Source organism: Chryseobacterium candidae (assembly GCF_004916905.1).
Lineage (GTDB): Bacteria > Bacteroidota > Bacteroidia > Flavobacteriales > Weeksellaceae > Chryseobacterium > Chryseobacterium candidae.
In genome coordinates, this window is sequence record NZ_SDLV01000023.1 from 76,497 (window position 1) to 93,024 (window position 16,528).

General features: G+C 36.2%; 16 protein-coding genes. 6 read left to right on the top strand and 10 right to left on the bottom strand.

Annotated features, from left to right (window positions below):
- Positions 1-69: 69 nt before the first annotated feature.
- Positions 70-1,320, bottom strand: coding sequence for a CinA family nicotinamide mononucleotide deamidase-related protein (locus EK417_RS11505; RefSeq protein WP_136522235.1), 1,251 nt, complete (start codon positions 1,318-1,320; stop codon positions 70-72).
- 114 nt (positions 1,321-1,434) lie between these two features.
- On the opposite strand from EK417_RS11505, the gene EK417_RS11510 reads away from it, so the two are divergent.
- The gene (locus EK417_RS11510) at positions 1,435-1,908 is read left to right on the top strand and encodes a DUF7832 domain-containing protein (RefSeq protein WP_076596799.1); all 474 of its coding nucleotides are present in this window, start codon (positions 1,435-1,437) and stop codon (positions 1,906-1,908) included.
- Positions 1,909-1,973: 65 nt separating this feature from the next.
- Here EK417_RS11510 and EK417_RS11515 read toward each other — a convergent pair whose 3' ends face one another.
- From EK417_RS11515 to EK417_RS11535, 5 genes are all read right to left on the bottom strand, one after another.
- Positions 1,974-2,516, bottom strand: a complete 543-nt coding sequence (locus EK417_RS11515) for a lipocalin family protein (protein WP_110367751.1) — start codon at positions 2,514-2,516, stop codon at positions 1,974-1,976.
- Positions 2,517-2,591: 75 nt separating this feature from the next.
- Entirely contained in the window at positions 2,592-3,326 is a 735-nt protein-coding gene (locus EK417_RS11520; protein WP_110367750.1) for a LytR/AlgR family response regulator transcription factor, read from the bottom strand.
- A 97-nt stretch (positions 3,327-3,423) separates the two neighbouring features.
- Complete coding sequence (locus EK417_RS11525; RefSeq protein ID WP_136522236.1) at positions 3,424-3,840, bottom strand: DUF6326 family protein; 417 nt, start codon at positions 3,838-3,840, stop codon at positions 3,424-3,426.
- A 10-nt stretch (positions 3,841-3,850) separates the two neighbouring features.
- Entirely contained in the window at positions 3,851-4,552 is a 702-nt protein-coding gene (locus EK417_RS11530) for a DUF4386 domain-containing protein (protein ID WP_136522237.1), read from the bottom strand.
- A gap of 206 nt (positions 4,553-4,758) precedes the next feature.
- Positions 4,759-6,552 carry a tetratricopeptide repeat-containing sensor histidine kinase gene (locus EK417_RS11535; protein WP_136522238.1) on the bottom strand — a complete coding sequence of 598 codons (1,794 nt, stop codon included), beginning with the start codon at positions 6,550-6,552 and terminating at the stop codon, positions 4,759-4,761.
- Between the two features lie 138 nt (positions 6,553-6,690).
- Between EK417_RS11535 and EK417_RS11540 the strand changes: the two genes are divergently transcribed.
- Both EK417_RS11540 and EK417_RS11545 read left to right on the top strand, forming a co-directional pair.
- Positions 6,691-7,365, top strand: coding sequence for an SIMPL domain-containing protein (locus EK417_RS11540; RefSeq protein ID WP_076596795.1), 675 nt, complete (start codon positions 6,691-6,693; stop codon positions 7,363-7,365).
- Positions 7,366-7,562: 197 nt separating this feature from the next.
- Positions 7,563-8,753, top strand: coding sequence for a VWA domain-containing protein (locus EK417_RS11545; protein ID WP_110367748.1), 1,191 nt, complete (start codon positions 7,563-7,565; stop codon positions 8,751-8,753).
- A 278-nt stretch (positions 8,754-9,031) separates the two neighbouring features.
- Here the strand turns inward: EK417_RS11545 and EK417_RS11550 are convergent, their stop codons facing one another.
- Positions 9,032-10,237: an NAD(P)/FAD-dependent oxidoreductase gene (locus tag EK417_RS11550; protein WP_076596793.1), complete on the bottom strand. Its 1,206-nt coding sequence runs from the start codon at positions 10,235-10,237 to the stop codon at positions 9,032-9,034.
- 114 nt (positions 10,238-10,351) lie between these two features.
- Between EK417_RS11550 and EK417_RS11555 the strand changes: the two genes are divergently transcribed.
- The gene (locus EK417_RS11555) at positions 10,352-10,732 is read left to right on the top strand and encodes a SpoIIAA family protein (RefSeq protein WP_076596792.1); all 381 of its coding nucleotides are present in this window, start codon (positions 10,352-10,354) and stop codon (positions 10,730-10,732) included.
- Positions 10,733-10,799: 67 nt separating this feature from the next.
- Here EK417_RS11555 and EK417_RS11560 read toward each other — a convergent pair whose 3' ends face one another.
- A complete protein-coding gene (locus tag EK417_RS11560; protein ID WP_136522239.1) occupies positions 10,800-12,002 on the bottom strand; it encodes an MFS transporter in 1,203 nt (400 codons plus the stop codon).
- A 183-nt stretch (positions 12,003-12,185) separates the two neighbouring features.
- Between EK417_RS11560 and EK417_RS11565 the strand changes: the two genes are divergently transcribed.
- Positions 12,186-13,079, top strand: a complete 894-nt coding sequence (locus EK417_RS11565) for an AraC family transcriptional regulator (RefSeq protein ID WP_136522240.1) — start codon at positions 12,186-12,188, stop codon at positions 13,077-13,079.
- A gap of 252 nt (positions 13,080-13,331) precedes the next feature.
- Here the strand turns inward: EK417_RS11565 and lipA are convergent, their stop codons facing one another.
- Both lipA and EK417_RS11575 read right to left on the bottom strand, forming a co-directional pair.
- A complete protein-coding gene (gene lipA, locus EK417_RS11570) occupies positions 13,332-14,198 on the bottom strand; it encodes a lipoyl synthase (RefSeq protein ID WP_076596790.1) in 867 nt (288 codons plus the stop codon).
- Between the two features lie 269 nt (positions 14,199-14,467).
- A complete protein-coding gene (locus tag EK417_RS11575; protein WP_076596789.1) occupies positions 14,468-15,028 on the bottom strand; it encodes an RNA polymerase sigma factor in 561 nt (186 codons plus the stop codon).
- 198 nt (positions 15,029-15,226) lie between these two features.
- Between EK417_RS11575 and tyrS the strand changes: the two genes are divergently transcribed.
- Entirely contained in the window at positions 15,227-16,522 is a 1,296-nt protein-coding gene (tyrS, locus tag EK417_RS11580; protein WP_136522241.1) for a tyrosine--tRNA ligase, read from the top strand.
- Positions 16,523-16,528: the final 6 nt, after the last annotated feature.

Genomic DNA, 16,528 nt, shown 5'->3' on the forward strand with positions numbered 1-16,528 from the left:
AGGGCTTTCAAAAAGCGTGAAAAACTGCATAAAAATTAATTAAAAAAAAATTAAAAAGATATAGCCTATCTAACTGTTTACAAGAAGACTTACCAAATCCTGAATCACCTTTTGAGATACAAAATGCATAAAGTCTGCTCTTTCCAGATGAGGCATGTACAATTTTGAGGTTACTTCCTGATCATTGATTCTGATCGTATAGTAAACCGTTCCCACATCTTTACCGTCTTCTCCTTTTCCCGGTCCTGCAACACCTGTTGTAGAAAGGGAAATATGAGTTTCAAACAATTCCTGGCAGCCTCTGGCCATTTCCTGCGCCACCTGTTCGCTCACCACAGTGAATTCATCAACGGTTTCTCTGGAAACATTCAGAATTTTAATCTTTTTCTCTGTGGCATACGCTACCATTCCGCCCAGAAAATATTTTGAACTTCCGGAAACTGAAGTGATCATTTTTGCCAGTTCACCTCCGGTACAACTTTCTGCGGTTGAAATCGTCAGCTTTCTTTCGGTAAGCATTTCTGCCAGAATATTTTCAATTTTATCTTCATATACTGCAATCACATGACCTTCTACCAGAGGAAGCAATTTCTGGATTTCTTCTTCCGTTCTCTGTTTCAGATCTTCTTCATTTTCTCCGGAAGCTGTCAGACGAAGTTTTACACGTGTTCCTACCGGAAGATAAGACAGTGCAATATTTTCCGGAAGTGCCAGTTCCCAGTCTTCAATTTTGTCTGCAAGAATACTTTCAGGAATCCCTACCACAGAAACAATTCTGGTATAGATATAGCGAAGGCTGAATCTTTGCTGTAAATAAGGGATAATCTGATCTTTAATAAGTGGTTTCACCTCGTAAGGAACACCCGGAAGGCTGTAGCACAATTTTCCGTCCTTTTCCATCATCATGCATGGAGCAGTTCCGTAATGGTTTTGAAAAACAATGGATTTGGTAGGAACAAAAGCCTGTTCTCTGTTTCTTTCGAGAATATCTGCTCTTCCTCGTCTTTCCATATAACCTTTCAGGTGGTTGAAGGTTACCTCATCCAGAGCTATTTGATCGTTGAAATATTCTGCGAGGGCTTTTTTGGTTTTATCATCTCTGGTTGGGCCAAGTCCACCCGTTGTAATGACTAAATCACCTGCTTCAAAAGCAACATTCAATGCATTTTTAATGGTTTCAATTTCATCTGAGATCGTAAGAATCTGAATAACTTTTATTCCAATATTTTTAAGTTCAGTTGCAATAAAATTAGAATTGGTATCTACCGTATTTCCGGAAAGAATTTCATCCCCGATAGTAATCAGAACAGCTTTTTCCATATGTTTTTTTGTTGAAAAAAATTCTATGCAAATGACGGAAAATTCTGTGGCAGCGGCAATATAAATTGATTTTTTCTATTTTTGACGAAATTATCTAAAACTACAAGAAGAATTATGTCTAAATATGATGATGCTTCATGGCATTATGGCGGTGATTTTCCGGAAGGACTTCCTCAAAAAAACGGGGCTACACATACAGGAATGTTCCTGAACTGGTGTATTCATAACAATCTGATCTCCGATGAACTTAAAGAAGATGCTGCAGAAGAAATAGAAAAGGTAAAACGAAGAGAAATTACCGGTGCAGAATTTGTTATGGATTCCTGCGATGGAAAATTTTCCGAATATGATCTGAATGAACTGGGGAATCTTTTTGCAAAAGATTATTATGCTGATGATACCGATTTTGGAAACAGATACAGTTCATTTGCTGATGATTACGTGAATATTTTTGATGCCAAAGCAGAGGAAAGCAACTATGAATACGAAACATTCTATCACATAGAGGATACCTACGAAAACTATGATCTGATGAAACAGGTTATTGATCATCGTTTTGAGGAATGGAAGGAATATATAAACAGCTAAAAACTTAGAATGAAGAAAACAGAGAGCAAATTAGTTGATGAACCTCATCTGTTTTCTTCGTTTTTTTATTGGTTATGCTTCACCCAGATCAGTTCATCGGTATTATAGCCGATTTTTTTTGCTTTCTGAATGAAACGCTGGCGGATACTTTCCGGAATGCTGGTGGTACGGGAAAGTATCCATAAATATTTTAAGCTGCTTCCTGCTACCAGCGCATACTGATAGTCTTCATCAATATCTATCACATTATAACCAGCCCATATCGGTTTAAAAAATGAAACTTTGAGGCGGGCTTCTGTAGGGTCTTTTACAAATTTTGCTTCTCCGATGGATTCATTCCATACTTTTTTACTATAATCGTAACCTTTATTTTTTACCTGTACTGTTCCATCCGGATTCTCCGTGTACTCTGCGGTAACATTATCCATATTTTTTTCGAACCTGTAATCAAAACGTGCTATTTCATACCATCTGCCAAGGTATTTTTTAAGATCAAAATTCTTTACTGCAGCTGCTCTTCTTGGAATTCTTACAGAATAGGAATTGAAAACGATAAGCCCCAATGCTCCTAATGAAACGGGAAGTATAATTTTATGAATAGTTTTCATGACAGAAATATTTTGTGTGGTTGTTATAAAAACGTCAAAAATAATGCCTTAAGTCTGTTAAAGGTACAATAAATTCTATGAAAATACCTTTAGGAAATTATCTTTAAAGCTTCCTGAAACCTCAATTTCCGTATCATCAGACAACATAACCGTTCCGCTTTTATGATAGGATTTTACGAAACCTGTATTGATAATATGAGAACGGTGAACCCTTACAAACGGATTTTCCAAAAGGTCATCAAAGTGTTTCAGAAAACGGCATACCATCTTCTTCGAGCCGTCTGTAAGATATACCTGAGTAAAATTTCCATCCGCCTGAAGCCTGACAATATCTTCGGTCTTTACAACATCAAATCCTTGTAAAGTTGGTAAAATCAACTGCTGCTTTTCAGGTTTTAATTTCAGGTTTTCAAGAAGAATCTTATTCCGGTTGAGCTCATCTTTTTTCTCAAGGCTCTCCGCCACTTTATTGACGGCCAGAATCAGTTCCTGAATATCAATGGGTTTTAAAATATAATAGCTTGCCGATTTATTTAAAGCCTGTAAAGAATATTGTGAAAATGCGGTAATGAAAATGGTTTCGTAGGAGAAATCTCTGGTGGCTTCCAGAACATCAAAGGCATTTCCAAAAGGCATTTCTACATCCAGAAAGACCAGCTGTGGCTGTTTTTCAGCAATTAACGGAACAGCTTCTTTGATATTTTCAGCTTCACCCAAAATTTCTACCTGCGGACAGTATTTGGTAAGATAGCTTCGTAAAACTTCCCTTGCTATGAGTTCATCATCTACAATGACTGCTTTTATTTTCATTTGAACAGATTTTAGGTGGCTGATAATAGGTTGCAGATGCAAATTAGTGATATTTACTCAACCTTACAATCTTACCCAACCTATGTACACATAAAGGTTATACTTTCTTCCAGCTCCAGGCATATTTTACAATCAATATAGTGATCATACACTCTACCATTGCAAGAAAAACATAAAACAAATACCAATCTGAAAAGGAAATAATACCAATAAACAACATAATCAAAGTAAAAAATGTACCAAAGATGATGTTGAGCATTCTGTTCACTGCCGGTGTTAGTATCAAAGAAAGAAATACCATTACTGCGGGAATAGCCAAAACAACGGAAGCAAGGAATAATTTCGGAGGCGAATCTAACAAATTGGTTCCTTCCAAAAGGCCACGTGCCTTTCCCGGAGTATACAATTCAAAATAATCTCCGTACAGATAGCACAAAGTAACCGAAGTCCAAAGACCTGCCAATATGATCTTTATATTGACTTTAATATCTTCAAATTTTGTAGAATTGTTCATGGGTTATATTTTAATTTTGATCTTGATTTACTTTTTTATTTTGTACTCCCAGCAGCAGCCACAAACAGGTTCCTATCTCTCCTATCGTTGCTGGTAATGTGATATAATTTGATATTGCATAATATGAAAAATGGGAAACAACAGTTCTTCCAAAGACGTTGAGCAGATACCCAAAACAACCAATCATTAAGAAAATTCCCAAGATTTTAGGTAAAAATCCAGATTTATAGGCCAAATATCCAAAAGGAAAAAGCCATAATCCCCAAAAGACCTGTGCTATTAAAAGCCCTTTGTTATAATTGCTCAACAAGAACATCATCTGGGCTTGCAGCTGTTTTACATCAAACACTTTCAAATAATCAGCACCTTCAATTATGGTGAGTACTGAAAATTTGCTTTGGAGATTGATAAAGGAAATGGGTACACTGATAAGGGCGAGAATAACCATCAGTTTTGCATAAGTTCTACCTACCTCTTTCAACAGTTGATAGAGCACTAAAGGGAGTAAAGTAAAAGCGATATAACAGATTATACTACTGGCAATACTCAATCTGAACAATTGTACTGAGGAAGAAATATTTTGAAAGGTCAATGCAGGATTTTCCCAGACGATCAGTTTAGACGGAACATACATTAAACTGAAAAGTCCGGTTAGTACAACAATAAGGTAAAGAAATCCCGCGAGTCTGGCTGTTTTTCTGTTGGTATTCATTTTGGATTACGTTTTTGTCTATTTAGACAATTTCTGTTTCAAAATGGTTACAAGGTTTTTCAGGCGGCGGGTAGCAGATATAAGTTAAGAGGTATTAGAAATACAAAATTTTCAAGTATTTACAGGACTTTGATACAACTTAATGCCCTATCAAATTTGAAGAAAAAACAGAGTCAATAGAATATAAAAATCAATCTGAGTTTAACTTAGCTCAGATTGATTTGAATGGTCACCAACACTCCACTGTTATTTTCCTTATCCTTTACGGAGCATCTAATATCTTTTTTATACAGATCATTCAACAGCTGAACTCTTTCCAGTGTATTTTTCATTCCTCTGCCTTCTCTCGTTTTTTGGTGCTGTGTTTTCTGCCTTTTACTTTCTTTGATTCCTATTCCGTTGTCTTCAATAAGGATCTTCAGATGAGATTCTTTTTTCTCAAAACTCAATTTTAAAAATCCTTTATCTGCTCTGTAGCGGAGTCCGTGCCAAACCGCATTTTCCAGAAACGGCTGTATAAGCATTCCCGGAACCTGGAGATTTTGCATATTCAGGCTTTCATCTACTTCAATTTCGTAATCGAATTTATCTGCAAACCGTGTTTTTTCCAAAGCAAGATAGTTCTGAAGAAGATCCAGCTCCTGCTGAAAAGGAATAAAATCTTCAGTAGAGTTTTCCATTACACCGCGCATCAGTTTGGAAAATTTTGTAAGATACTGATTCGCTTCCAGTTCATTGTTGGTTGCGATGAAGTGATTGACACTATTTAAACTGTTAAAGATAAAATGCGGATTCATTTCTCTACGCAAAGATTGCAAGGCAATTTTCTTATTTTTGATCTGAACTTTTTTAAGCGTTCTGAAAATAAAAACAATCAATCCGGTTAAAAGAATTAAAGCTCCAATCAGACCATAATTAAAGAGATTTTTCTTTCTGATAAGCTCGTCTTTAAGCTCTTTTTCTTTTTCCAGCTGTGAAATTCGCTGTTCCGTATCTTCCAGAATTTTATTATCTACCAGACTTCTGTCTTTTGAAACAAGATTCGGAAGTTTTCCCAAAAAATCTCTGTACAGCTGAACTGATGCATCTACATTTCCTGAAATCGCATAAAGGCTGTCCAGTTTTTTTACACTTTTCTGCGCTTCCAGTGTATGACCTTTGTCTAAAGCAATTCCGTAGGCATTTTTCAACAGGTCCACCGCTTCTTTAGGATCATTCTTTTTAATATAAATATCTGCCAGCTCCTGAATCTGATTGACCTTTTCCTGTGAATTTTCTTTTACAAAATCTTCCTTCAGTACTTTCTTTTTAGCTTCAATAGCTTTCTCAAAGTTTTTGTTCTCAACATAGAGATCAGCCAGTTTCTGATTGATAGCCAATGCCTGTTGAGGGGCTTCTTTTTTAGAAATTTGATAGGCGGTATTCAGGTTTTCTTCAGCACTGGAGACATCTTTCTGTCTGAGATTAATATCTGCCAGCTGACTGTAGCTTTCTGCAAGATCACCTTGCTCATTTTCTTTTTTAGTAAGATTGATATTATTCTGAATAGCCTCTGCTTTAAGCTCCGGTGTAGGAGAAGAAAGCCTTGCCACATCATTAGAATTGACAGCTTTACTTTTTTCGCTGTAACTCATCTGTGCAGCCATGCTGTAATTGCTGATGGCAGGCGTTATTTTATTCTGTTTTTCCTGTGACTGGGCTAATCTCCGGGTAGCTTTTTCAATATTGGGTTTGTCATTGAGTTTTTCATACAGTTTTTTGGCTTTTGTATAATACTCTTCACTTTTCGGAAAGTTTCCGCCATTGAAAAATGTTTCCCCGATATTATAATAAGAATCTGCCTGGGCAGGTTCGTTTTTACTGTCCATTGCTTTTTTCAGCTTCTTCGTTTCTACCTGCACTTCTTCTACAGCGGTACTACTGTTATTGGTGGTTTGGGAAGATATTGTATTTCCCCAAAGCATCAGTAAAAAGAAAGTAAAAAGTGTAAGCATTTTCATAAAACAAAGATATACATATATATAGTGCACTCAAAAATTATTCACCAAGTGAAAGCTCCATTTCACCAAGTCTCCCGGATTCAGGTTTCTGATCTGAGTAATTTTACATCAGAATTAAAAATTTAAAAACAGGAAATTATGAAATTGAAACATTTTTTATTAATCGGAATTTTAACCCTTGGAAGCTTTGTAAATGCTCAGGAAGTAAAGAAAAACGTCATTGAAGTAACAGGCGTTGCCGAAATGGAAGTAGAACCGGATGAAATTATCTTCAGCATAGGGATCAAAGCTGATAATAAAAACGATCTGGCAGATAATGAAAAGAAGCTATTTGATATTTTAAAAAACGCAGGAGTAAAGAACGAGGATATCAAGTTCAAAGCCATGTACCAGAATATCTATTCTAAAACAGCCAGGTTTTCCAAAAATTATCAGTTCAAAGCCGGCACAAAATCAAGCCTTAGCAAGATCTTTGAAGATCTGAACCAAAAGTGGGTAAGCAGCCTGAACATTGCAGAGGTAAAGAATACCAAAATTGCGGATTTCAGAAAAGCCGTTAAGATCAATGCTCTAAAGGCAGCCAAAGAAAAAGCTGACTACTTATTGGAAAGCATGGGTAAAAAAACAGGAAACGCTCTTGAAATTGTAGAAATAGAAGATTACACCAGCGATATGATTATGCCAGTAGCTTACAAAGGAAGAGCAAGCAATATTCAGTTGGAAATGGCGGATTCTCCGATAGATTTTTCATTTGATAATATTGAAAACATCAAGCTGAAATACAGCATTAAAACAAAATACGAGATCCTTTAAAAATAACAGATTTGAAAAGACAGTTCCTCCTGAGCTGTCTTTATTTTTTGCTTGTTGCCAGGTTCACCAAGTCAAACTACTCATTCACCAAGTCTCGTAATTCCAAATCTTAAATAGGGATAATTTTACTTTAGAAATTCAAAATAATAAACGACGAAACGCTATTTCCTAATTATAACTTATAAAAAAATAACAATATGACAACTTTAAAAATCTTAGCACTTGCAGCAGGTACGGCTTTATTAAGCTCCGGAAATCTTCCTGATAACCGTTATGCAAAAAGTAATGAAAATCATAATTTTCAGGTTCAAAATAACGTACTGATTCCCGTAAACTCCATCACAAAAGAAAACAAAATTCAGGTTGCTCTTCTTCTGGATACTTCCAATAGTATGGACGGACTGATTGATCAGGCAAAATCCAGATTATGGAATATCGTAAATACGCTGACTACTCTTAGATACAACGGAAAAGCTCCCGAGATAGAAATTGCACTGTATGAATACGGTAATGACGGAATCCGTGATGAAAATTACATCCGTCAGGTTACTCCTCTCACTCAGGATCTTGATCTGGTTTCTGAAAAATTATTTGCATTAAGAACCAATGGCGGCAGTGAATACTGTGGCGCTGTGATTCGTGACGCTTCAGCCAATCTGAACTGGGACAGCAATGAAAAAAGCATGAAACTGATTTATATTGCTGGTAACGAATCATTTGATCAGGGAAAAATAAATTATAAAGAGGTTGTTTCAAAATCAAAAGGTAAAAATATTTACACCAATACCATTTTCTGTGGAAGCCGGGAAGAAGGAATCCAGACTTTCTGGCAAAACGGAGCTTTATTAGGAGGTGGAAAGTATTTCAATATTGATAGCGACAGAAAAGTACTCTATATTGAAACACCTTATGACATCAGAATTTCTGAATGCAATGCAAAGTTGAATGATACGTATATCTATTACGGAAATCATGGCTCAGAATACAGGCTTAAGCAGATCACACAGGATAAAAATGCAGAAGCCCAATCGGCATCCAACTTAGTGGAAAGAGCGGTTGCCAAATCTAAAAAGAATGCTTATAAAAATGATCACTGGGATCTTGTGGATAAAGCTGAAAAAGATGCAGGATTTATCGCCAATGTAAAAGAAAGTGAACTTCCTGCAGAATTGAAAGGAAAAAGCAAGGAAGAAATTCAAAAGACAATTGCTATAAAATCAGCAGCTCGGGACAAAATTCAAAAGGAAATTGAGGAACTTTCCAGAAAACGTCAGATGTACATTGACTCCGAAATGAAAAAACGGGGTACTGATGATTCTGACGATTTGGGAAAAGCCATTGAGAGTTCTATTCTTGAACTGGCTAAGAAGAATGGGTATAGTTTGTAGTGTAAGCGGGTTAAAACCCGCTTTTTTGATGCTGGATAATGAATAGACCACCCCGTCAAAAATTCTTTGAATTTTCGACACCCCTCCGGAGGAGGGGAATTAAGGTCTTTCTATCGGGCTATTTGTCAAAGCATCTTTTTACTACATTTTTTCAAATGATTTAAGCAGAATTCCTATGGAATGACACAATTGGAATAACGATTTATCCAGGCAGTTTGTCATTCCGTAGGAATCTAAATAGCCTTTATTCTTATTAAAAATTGTGGTAAAATAAAGCATCATCTTCCAAACTTAAAATACCTTGATAACGGATGCTTTTTACCTTTCATAAACAAAGAAGCCATTTTCATTCCCGTTACCGAAAAAGTAATTCCATTTCCACCGAAACCTAGCACAAAATAGGAGTTCTTAAATTTCTCATGTTCGCTGATGTAAGGTAAACCATCTTTAGTTTCACCAAAAGTACCAGCCCATACAAAATCAGGATAAAAGTGGTAATCCGGCTTTATTTTCTTTAGATTTTTCAGAATCTCTTTTTCTTTTTTATGGAGTATGGCGTCACGCTTTTCTGCGTCATAAAAATCTTCATCTCCTCCTCCAATCAGAAGCCTTCCGTCATCAGTAGTTCTCATATAGAGATACGGGTCGTCGGTATTCCATACTAAAGTGCTGCTTATGTTTTTAAACTTGTCTTTATCTATTTCGGAAACTACCGCATAGGTACTTTTCAGGTTAACAAAATTTTCTTTTAACAGGTTTTTACTTTCGTAACCAATACAGTAAATGATTTTTTTTGCTTTGATCTCAAATCCACTGTCAACGGTAACCAGATTAAACCCTTTGTGTTCTTTTACTTTTACCATTTCAGTCTTATCAAATATCTTAAGCCCTTTCTTTACATTATGTATACATAACTCATGAGCAAACTGAAAAGCATCAATACTTGCTCCTTGTTTTGATAAAATTCCGCCATAGGTATTGTCATATTCAAATTGTTCTAAAACCTGTTCTGCTTCCAGCCATTGTACTTCAAATCCGTTTTGTTTCCGCGCCTGGTATTCTTTCTTCAGCCATTGGAGGTCTTTCTTTTTTGAAGCAAAATACAGTGATTTTTTTCTTTTGAAACCTGCATTTGACTTGGTTAATTTTGAAAGCTTTTCTATCCTATCAATAGCATCACTACAAGCTTTATAACTTAAGATCGCGCCCTTTTCTCCTATTTTTTCTATCAGTTCATAGAGTGGAACATCTATTTCGTACTGGAGCATTGAAGTTGTAGCAGAAGTACTTCCGTTACAAAGTTCTCTCTTATCAATAAGAATCGTACTATATCCGTCTTCTATCATCTGATGGGCAATCAGACTTCCCGTAATACCTCCGCCCACGATGAGAACATCACATTCTTCGTTTGATTTTAATGAAGGGTAAGATGCTAATAATCCGTTTTTTAAAAGCCAGAAAGGTTCATTTGATTTTAAATCCATATTGATATTTTACATTTAAAATATCAATATTTATACCTTTTTTAACAATTATACATCAAATAATGGTGTAATTATTGTTATTTTTTTAAACTAAACCACCAAAAAATATTTATTATGATAACAATTATTCCAGAAGCTCCGGAGAATGTTGCAGCATTTAATGCAACGGGAGAAGTAACGAAAGAGGATTTTGAAAGACTGGTAATTCCGCGTGTTAAAGAGAAGGTAGAGCAATTCGGTGAACTCAACTATTTATTGTATTTGGATACCGATCTGGATAATTTTACCGTAGGAGCATGGCTTGAAGATTTGCTGTTAGGGTTCAAGAACCTTGCCCATTGGAATCGTGCAGCCATTGTAACAGACAAAGCAGGAATACAGAATTTCACCAGTATTTTCAGTGTCCTGATGCCGGGAGAATTTAAATCCTTTCCTAAAGAAAATTTATATAATGCCCTGTACTGGTGTAAAAACGGAGATGAAGTAGAGGCATAAAACTTATCTTATAAAAAATCGCCTGTTTCTCACTGAAACAGGCGATTTTATTTTTAACTATAACTCTTTATTTATCACATGATACACATTCCGCAGCCACTTTTTCTTCATTTTGAGTTTTTGAGCCGTACAGATACATATACCTTATACTTATAACTACTCCAATCAATGTCATTCCCACTCCTACCAATGACGGATAATTGAATGAATAGCCATATTCCAAAGGAATACCACCAAGAAAAGCACCCATTGCATTGGCAATATTAAAACCAGCCTGCATAAAAGCGGCAGCCATCATTTCACTTTTCGGGGCCGCTTTCATCATCATAATATTGATAGGCGATGCAATAGACATGGACAAAGCACCACACATAAATGTCAATACCAGAGCAATATTTTTATATTCCGCAAGGAAGAAAACACCACCAAGAGAAATCATCATCAGGAAGATCAAAAGAGAACAGGTTTTTTCCGGACCCAATTTATCTGAAACAATACCTCCAACCAGATTTCCTACTACCATTCCTGCTCCGGCAAGAACCATTACATAAGCCATCTGGCTGCTTTTGATTCCGGCAACAATGGTCATTAAAGGGGTGATATAGCTTAACCATGTGAACAATCCTCCAAATCCTATCGCTGTAATGGCCAATACCAGCCAAGACTGTTTATTTTTAAGGAATTTCAGCTCTTCCATGAAATGAGTATTCTGGTTGGATTCCATCGCGGGAAGCCAGAGTTTTAAAAATAAGATAGCAAAAAGTCCAATAACTGCTACAATAGCAAAGTACAGTCTCCAGTGGAAAGTGTGTCCTATATAGGTGACCAGAGGTACCATTGCCAGATTGGCGACCGTAAGACCTGTAAACATCATGGATATATAAAAGGCTTCTTTTCCTTTTCCTGCCATTCTTGAAGCCACCACTGTTCCTACTCCGAAGAATGCTCCATGAGGAAGTCCGGACATAAAACGGATAACCAGCATACTGTTGTATCCAGGAGCAACAGCCGAAAGACCATTAAATAATGTAAAAAGGATCATGAAAGCCATCAGAACTTTTTTGGGTGGAAATTTCACAGAATACCCAATCAGAATCGGAGCTCCGATAACCACACCCATAGCATACGCAGAAATCAGATGTCCGGCTTGCGGAATGGTGATCTGCAATGTTTTGGCAATATCCGGCAAAAGTCCCATGACCGTAAATTCTGTAGTTCCTATCCCTAAACCACCTATGGCCAGTGGTATTATTCTTTTATCAATCTTCATTGTATCTAAATCTTTTTCTGAATTAATTCTTTTCAAATTAAATGACTCACTGAGTATCTTTATTTTGAAAGTGCAAAAATCGACAGAAAGTTTGAATTTCACACCTCTTTGAATGATAAAAATTTGCTCCATATTAACCTTTTTATTTAAATTTAAATTCAGAAACAATCAAATCAGAACAAAATGAAAATCCAGAAAGAAATTATTGAGTTTGAAAAAGGAAAATCATTCAAGCTATTTGCTCCTTCTCTGAAAAACTGTTTTTTCTGGCATTATCATCCGGAAATTGAACTGGTATATGTAGAAGCTATGAATGGAATCCGTCACGTTGGAAAAAATATTTCAGGCTTTACAGACAGTGATCTTTTACTGATTGGTTCCAATGTACCTCATCTTAATTTTGATTACGGTATTCAGACCGAATGTAAACAGCTTGTATTGCAGATGAGGGAAAGCTTTCTTCAGGATATTATTCTTCCTGTTCCTGAATTTGAAAATATTAAAACCCTTTTAGAACGGTCATACCTCGGACTATCATTTTCCGGAGAAACGAAAAATACAGTTGTTGAAAAACTGCAGATTATTAAAGATAAAAACTCTTTTGAATCTTTAGTTGGGTTAATTGAAATTCTGCAAATCCTCGCCGATTCTCCTGAAGTAAAGGAACTCAATAAAGAAGATACAAGAATCAAATGGTTTCTGAATGATAAAATCAGAATGGGAACTATCTATGATTACATTCATGAAAATTACGACCGAAAGCCTAATGTGAATGAAGTGGCCAAGGTAGTGAGCCTGAGCACTCCTGCTTTCTGCCGGTATTTCAAAAAGCAGACAAATATGACCTTTACAGATTTTGTCAACAATTACAGAATCAATCAGGCTAAAATATTCCTGCTGAAAGATCATTCTGTGACGGAGGTTTGTTTTCAGGTGGGCTTTGAAAGCCTTTCTTATTTTAATAAATTATTCAAGCAGCATACAGGAGAAACGCCTTCGGAATTTAAGAAAAAACATTTCAGACCTATTGAAATCAATGGAAGAATTGGAGTGATTAAGAAGGATACGACTTGTTAAGTAATTTTTAACTAAAGTCCGCTGCTGTGGATGCTTTTGTGAGTTTTGTATGAACCACCCCGTCAAAAATTCTTTGAATTTTTGCCACCCCTCCAAAGGATGGGAATGATGGCAGCCATTATTGTAAAGATTGCCACATTCATTAGCTAATCCGTAACCCCTGATACCTGCAACCTATCACCAATAATCTGCTACCTGATCCCTGCTACCTAAAAAAACAAAAAAACCGTTCATTGCTGAACGGTCTGTAATTTAATGAATATGTTTTTCTGCGTGGTAAGAACTTCTTACAAGAGGAGAACTTTCAACGTGTCTGAAACCTAAGCTTCTTGCAAAATCTCCGAACTCATCAAATTCTTCAGGCGTGATAAATTTCTTTACCGGAAGATGTTTTTTAGTTGGCTGCAGATATTGTCCAAGAGTGATTACGTCTACGTTGGCGTTTCTGATATCTTCGATCGTCTGGAAAACCTCATCTTTAGTTTCCCCTAATCCAAGCATAACCCCTGTTTTTGTTCTTCTTTGGCCGGCCTCTTTCAGATATCTTAATACTTCAAGGCTTCTTTCATATTTTGCCTGGATTCTTACTTCTCTGGTCAGACGTTTTACCGTTTCCATGTTGTGAGAGATCACTTCAGGAGCTACATCTACCAATCTGTCCAGGTGTTTTGTAATTCCCTGGAAATCCGGAATAAGTGTTTCCATTGTAGTTCCCGGAGAAATTCTTCTTACAGCATTCACTGTTTCTCCCCAAAGAATAGATCCCATATCTTTCAGATCATCGCGGTCTACAGAAGTAAGAACGGCATGTTTGATCTTCATTAATTTGATGGATCTTGCTACTTTTTCAGGCTCATCCCAGTTTACATCAAGCGGTTTTCCTGTTTTTACGCCACAGAATCCACAGCTTCTTGTACAGATATTTCCTAAAATCATGAAAGTAGCTGTACCTTCGCCCCAACATTCTCCCATGTTCGGGCAGCTTCCGCTTTGGCAAATGGTATTTAATTTATATTTATCAACCAAAGTTCTCAGCTCTCTGTAATTCTTTCCGGTAGGAAGTTTTACGCGGATCCATTTTGGTTTTTGAACGGTAGTGTCTTGAACTGAATTTTCCATTTCTAAAATTGAAGTTCAAAGTTAAGGATTTTTTAATGGAAACCATCAACCGGATCTATTGATGAAATTGATCATTCAAATTTCATTTGTATATTTATCTCTCCAAAATATTCTTATGAAAAAATATTCTTCCTTCTTTTTCTTCCTAAAACAAAAGAAGAGGTTTATTTCTAAATAAAAGTTGTGATATTTAAGTTTTGGCTAAATCCAATTTTGAATTTATATTTTTAGTAAACAGGCTTCTATTGAATAGATTGATTTTTCTGAGCTTAATGATCATCAAACTCATTATTTTTCAATAGCTCGGCTAAGACTTTTTTGGCACGCATTACTCTTACCTTAGTATTGGCAACGGAGATTCCCAGCTCTTCAGCAATTTCTTTGATGCTTTTTTCTTCAAAAAATCTCAGCTTGATAATGTCCTGGTAGTTCGCATCCAGAGATTCTATGGTTTTGATGATTTTCTTTTGTTCTTCTTCAGAAATGAGAAGTTCTTCCGGTGATTTGGCATATTGATTTTTTACCTCTTCAAGATTTTCAACGGCGTCTTCGTTATCCCGGTTCTTTTTTCTCCAAAAATCGATTACCGTATTCTGGGCAATAGTTAATATCCAGGTTTTAAACTGAAAATGGGGATCGAACATATCCAGTTTTGACAATACTTTTGAAAAAACGTTTACTGTAATTTCATCGGCATCATTTTCGTCTCTCACTTTCTTCATGACAAAAGAGAAAACGTCCACCCAAAAAACATTGATGAGCTTAGTCTGGGCCTTCTGGTCTTTATCTTTGGCCTTCTGTATGAGCAGGAATAGCTGTTCGTCGTTCATTAATAACAAATATAGATTATTTAGGGTGAAAAAACAAAGGGATAAAAAGGTTAAGCCATTCTATTATCAAAGTGGCCGACCAGAAAGTTTTGTGATATTCTTATTTTATATTCCTACCCTATTGCTCTTTTGCTTTTTTACCCTTAATACTTCTGAATTTACTATCTTTGCATCTTAAAATTTTAAAGTTAAAAATCAATGAATTCCTTTATAGAAGAACTGAAATGGCGTGGTCTGTTTGCCGATATGATGCCAGGAACCGATGAACAACTGAATAAAGAGGTAACTACTGCATATATTGGTTTTGATCCTACTGCCGATTCTTTACATATCGGAAGTCTTATCCAGATAAAAATTTTAGCGCACTTCCAGCTGCATGGCCACAAGCCGATTGCGTTGGTAGGAGGTGCAACAGGGATGATCGGTGATCCATCCGGAAAATCTGCTGAAAGAAATCTCCTGGATGAGGAAACTCTTTTACATTATGTAGACTGTTTAAAGAATCAGCTTTCAAAGTTCCTTAATTTTGAAGGAAACGAGCCTAACAAAGCTGAGCTTGTGAACAACTACGACTGGATGAAAAATATTTCTTTCCTTGATTTTGCTAAAAATGTCGGAAAGAATATCACGGTCAACTATATGATGGCAAAAGATTCTGTGAAGAAAAGATTCTCAGGAGAATCCGGTGCAGACGGAATGAGTTTTACAGAATTCACTTACCAGCTCATCCAGGGATATGATTTCCTTCACTTATATCAAAACAATAATGTAAAGCTGCAGATGGGAGGTTCTGACCAGTGGGGAAATATCACTACAGGAACAGAATTGATCCGTAGAAAAGCTCAGGGTGAAGCGTTTGCATTAACAGTTCCTTTGATTACCAAAGCCGATGGTTCCAAATTCGGGAAGTCTGAAAGCGGTGAAAATTACTGGCTGGATAAAAAGAAAACTTCTCCTTACAAATTCTACCAGTTCTGGCTGAATGCTACTGATGAAGATGCTGAAAGATTTATCAGGTTCTACACTTTCTTAGGAAAAGAAGAAATTGAGGGTTTAATTGAAGAGCATAAAACAGCTCCACACGAAAGAAAGCTACAGAAGAAACTGGCTGAAGAAGTTACCGTTTGGGTACATGGAAGAGAAGAATATGAAAAGGCACTGAAAGCTTCTGAAATTCTTTTCGGACGTTCTACTGCTGAAGATCTTGTAAGCCTTGATGAGGAAACTTTCCTTGAAGTTTTTGATGGTGTTCCTCAAAAAGAAATGGCAAAAGCTGATGTTTTGGGAGTAAATATTATTGATCTTCTTTCTGAAAAATCAGGATTTTTGAAATCCAAGAGTGAAGCACAAAGAGAGATTAAAGGAAACTCAATCTCTGTCAACAAGCAAAAAGTAAATGATACTTTTACAGCTAATGAAACGGACCTTATCGATGGTAAATTCTTATTATTACAAAAAGGTAAGAAAAGCTATTTTATTGTAAAGGTAGACTAATCTTAA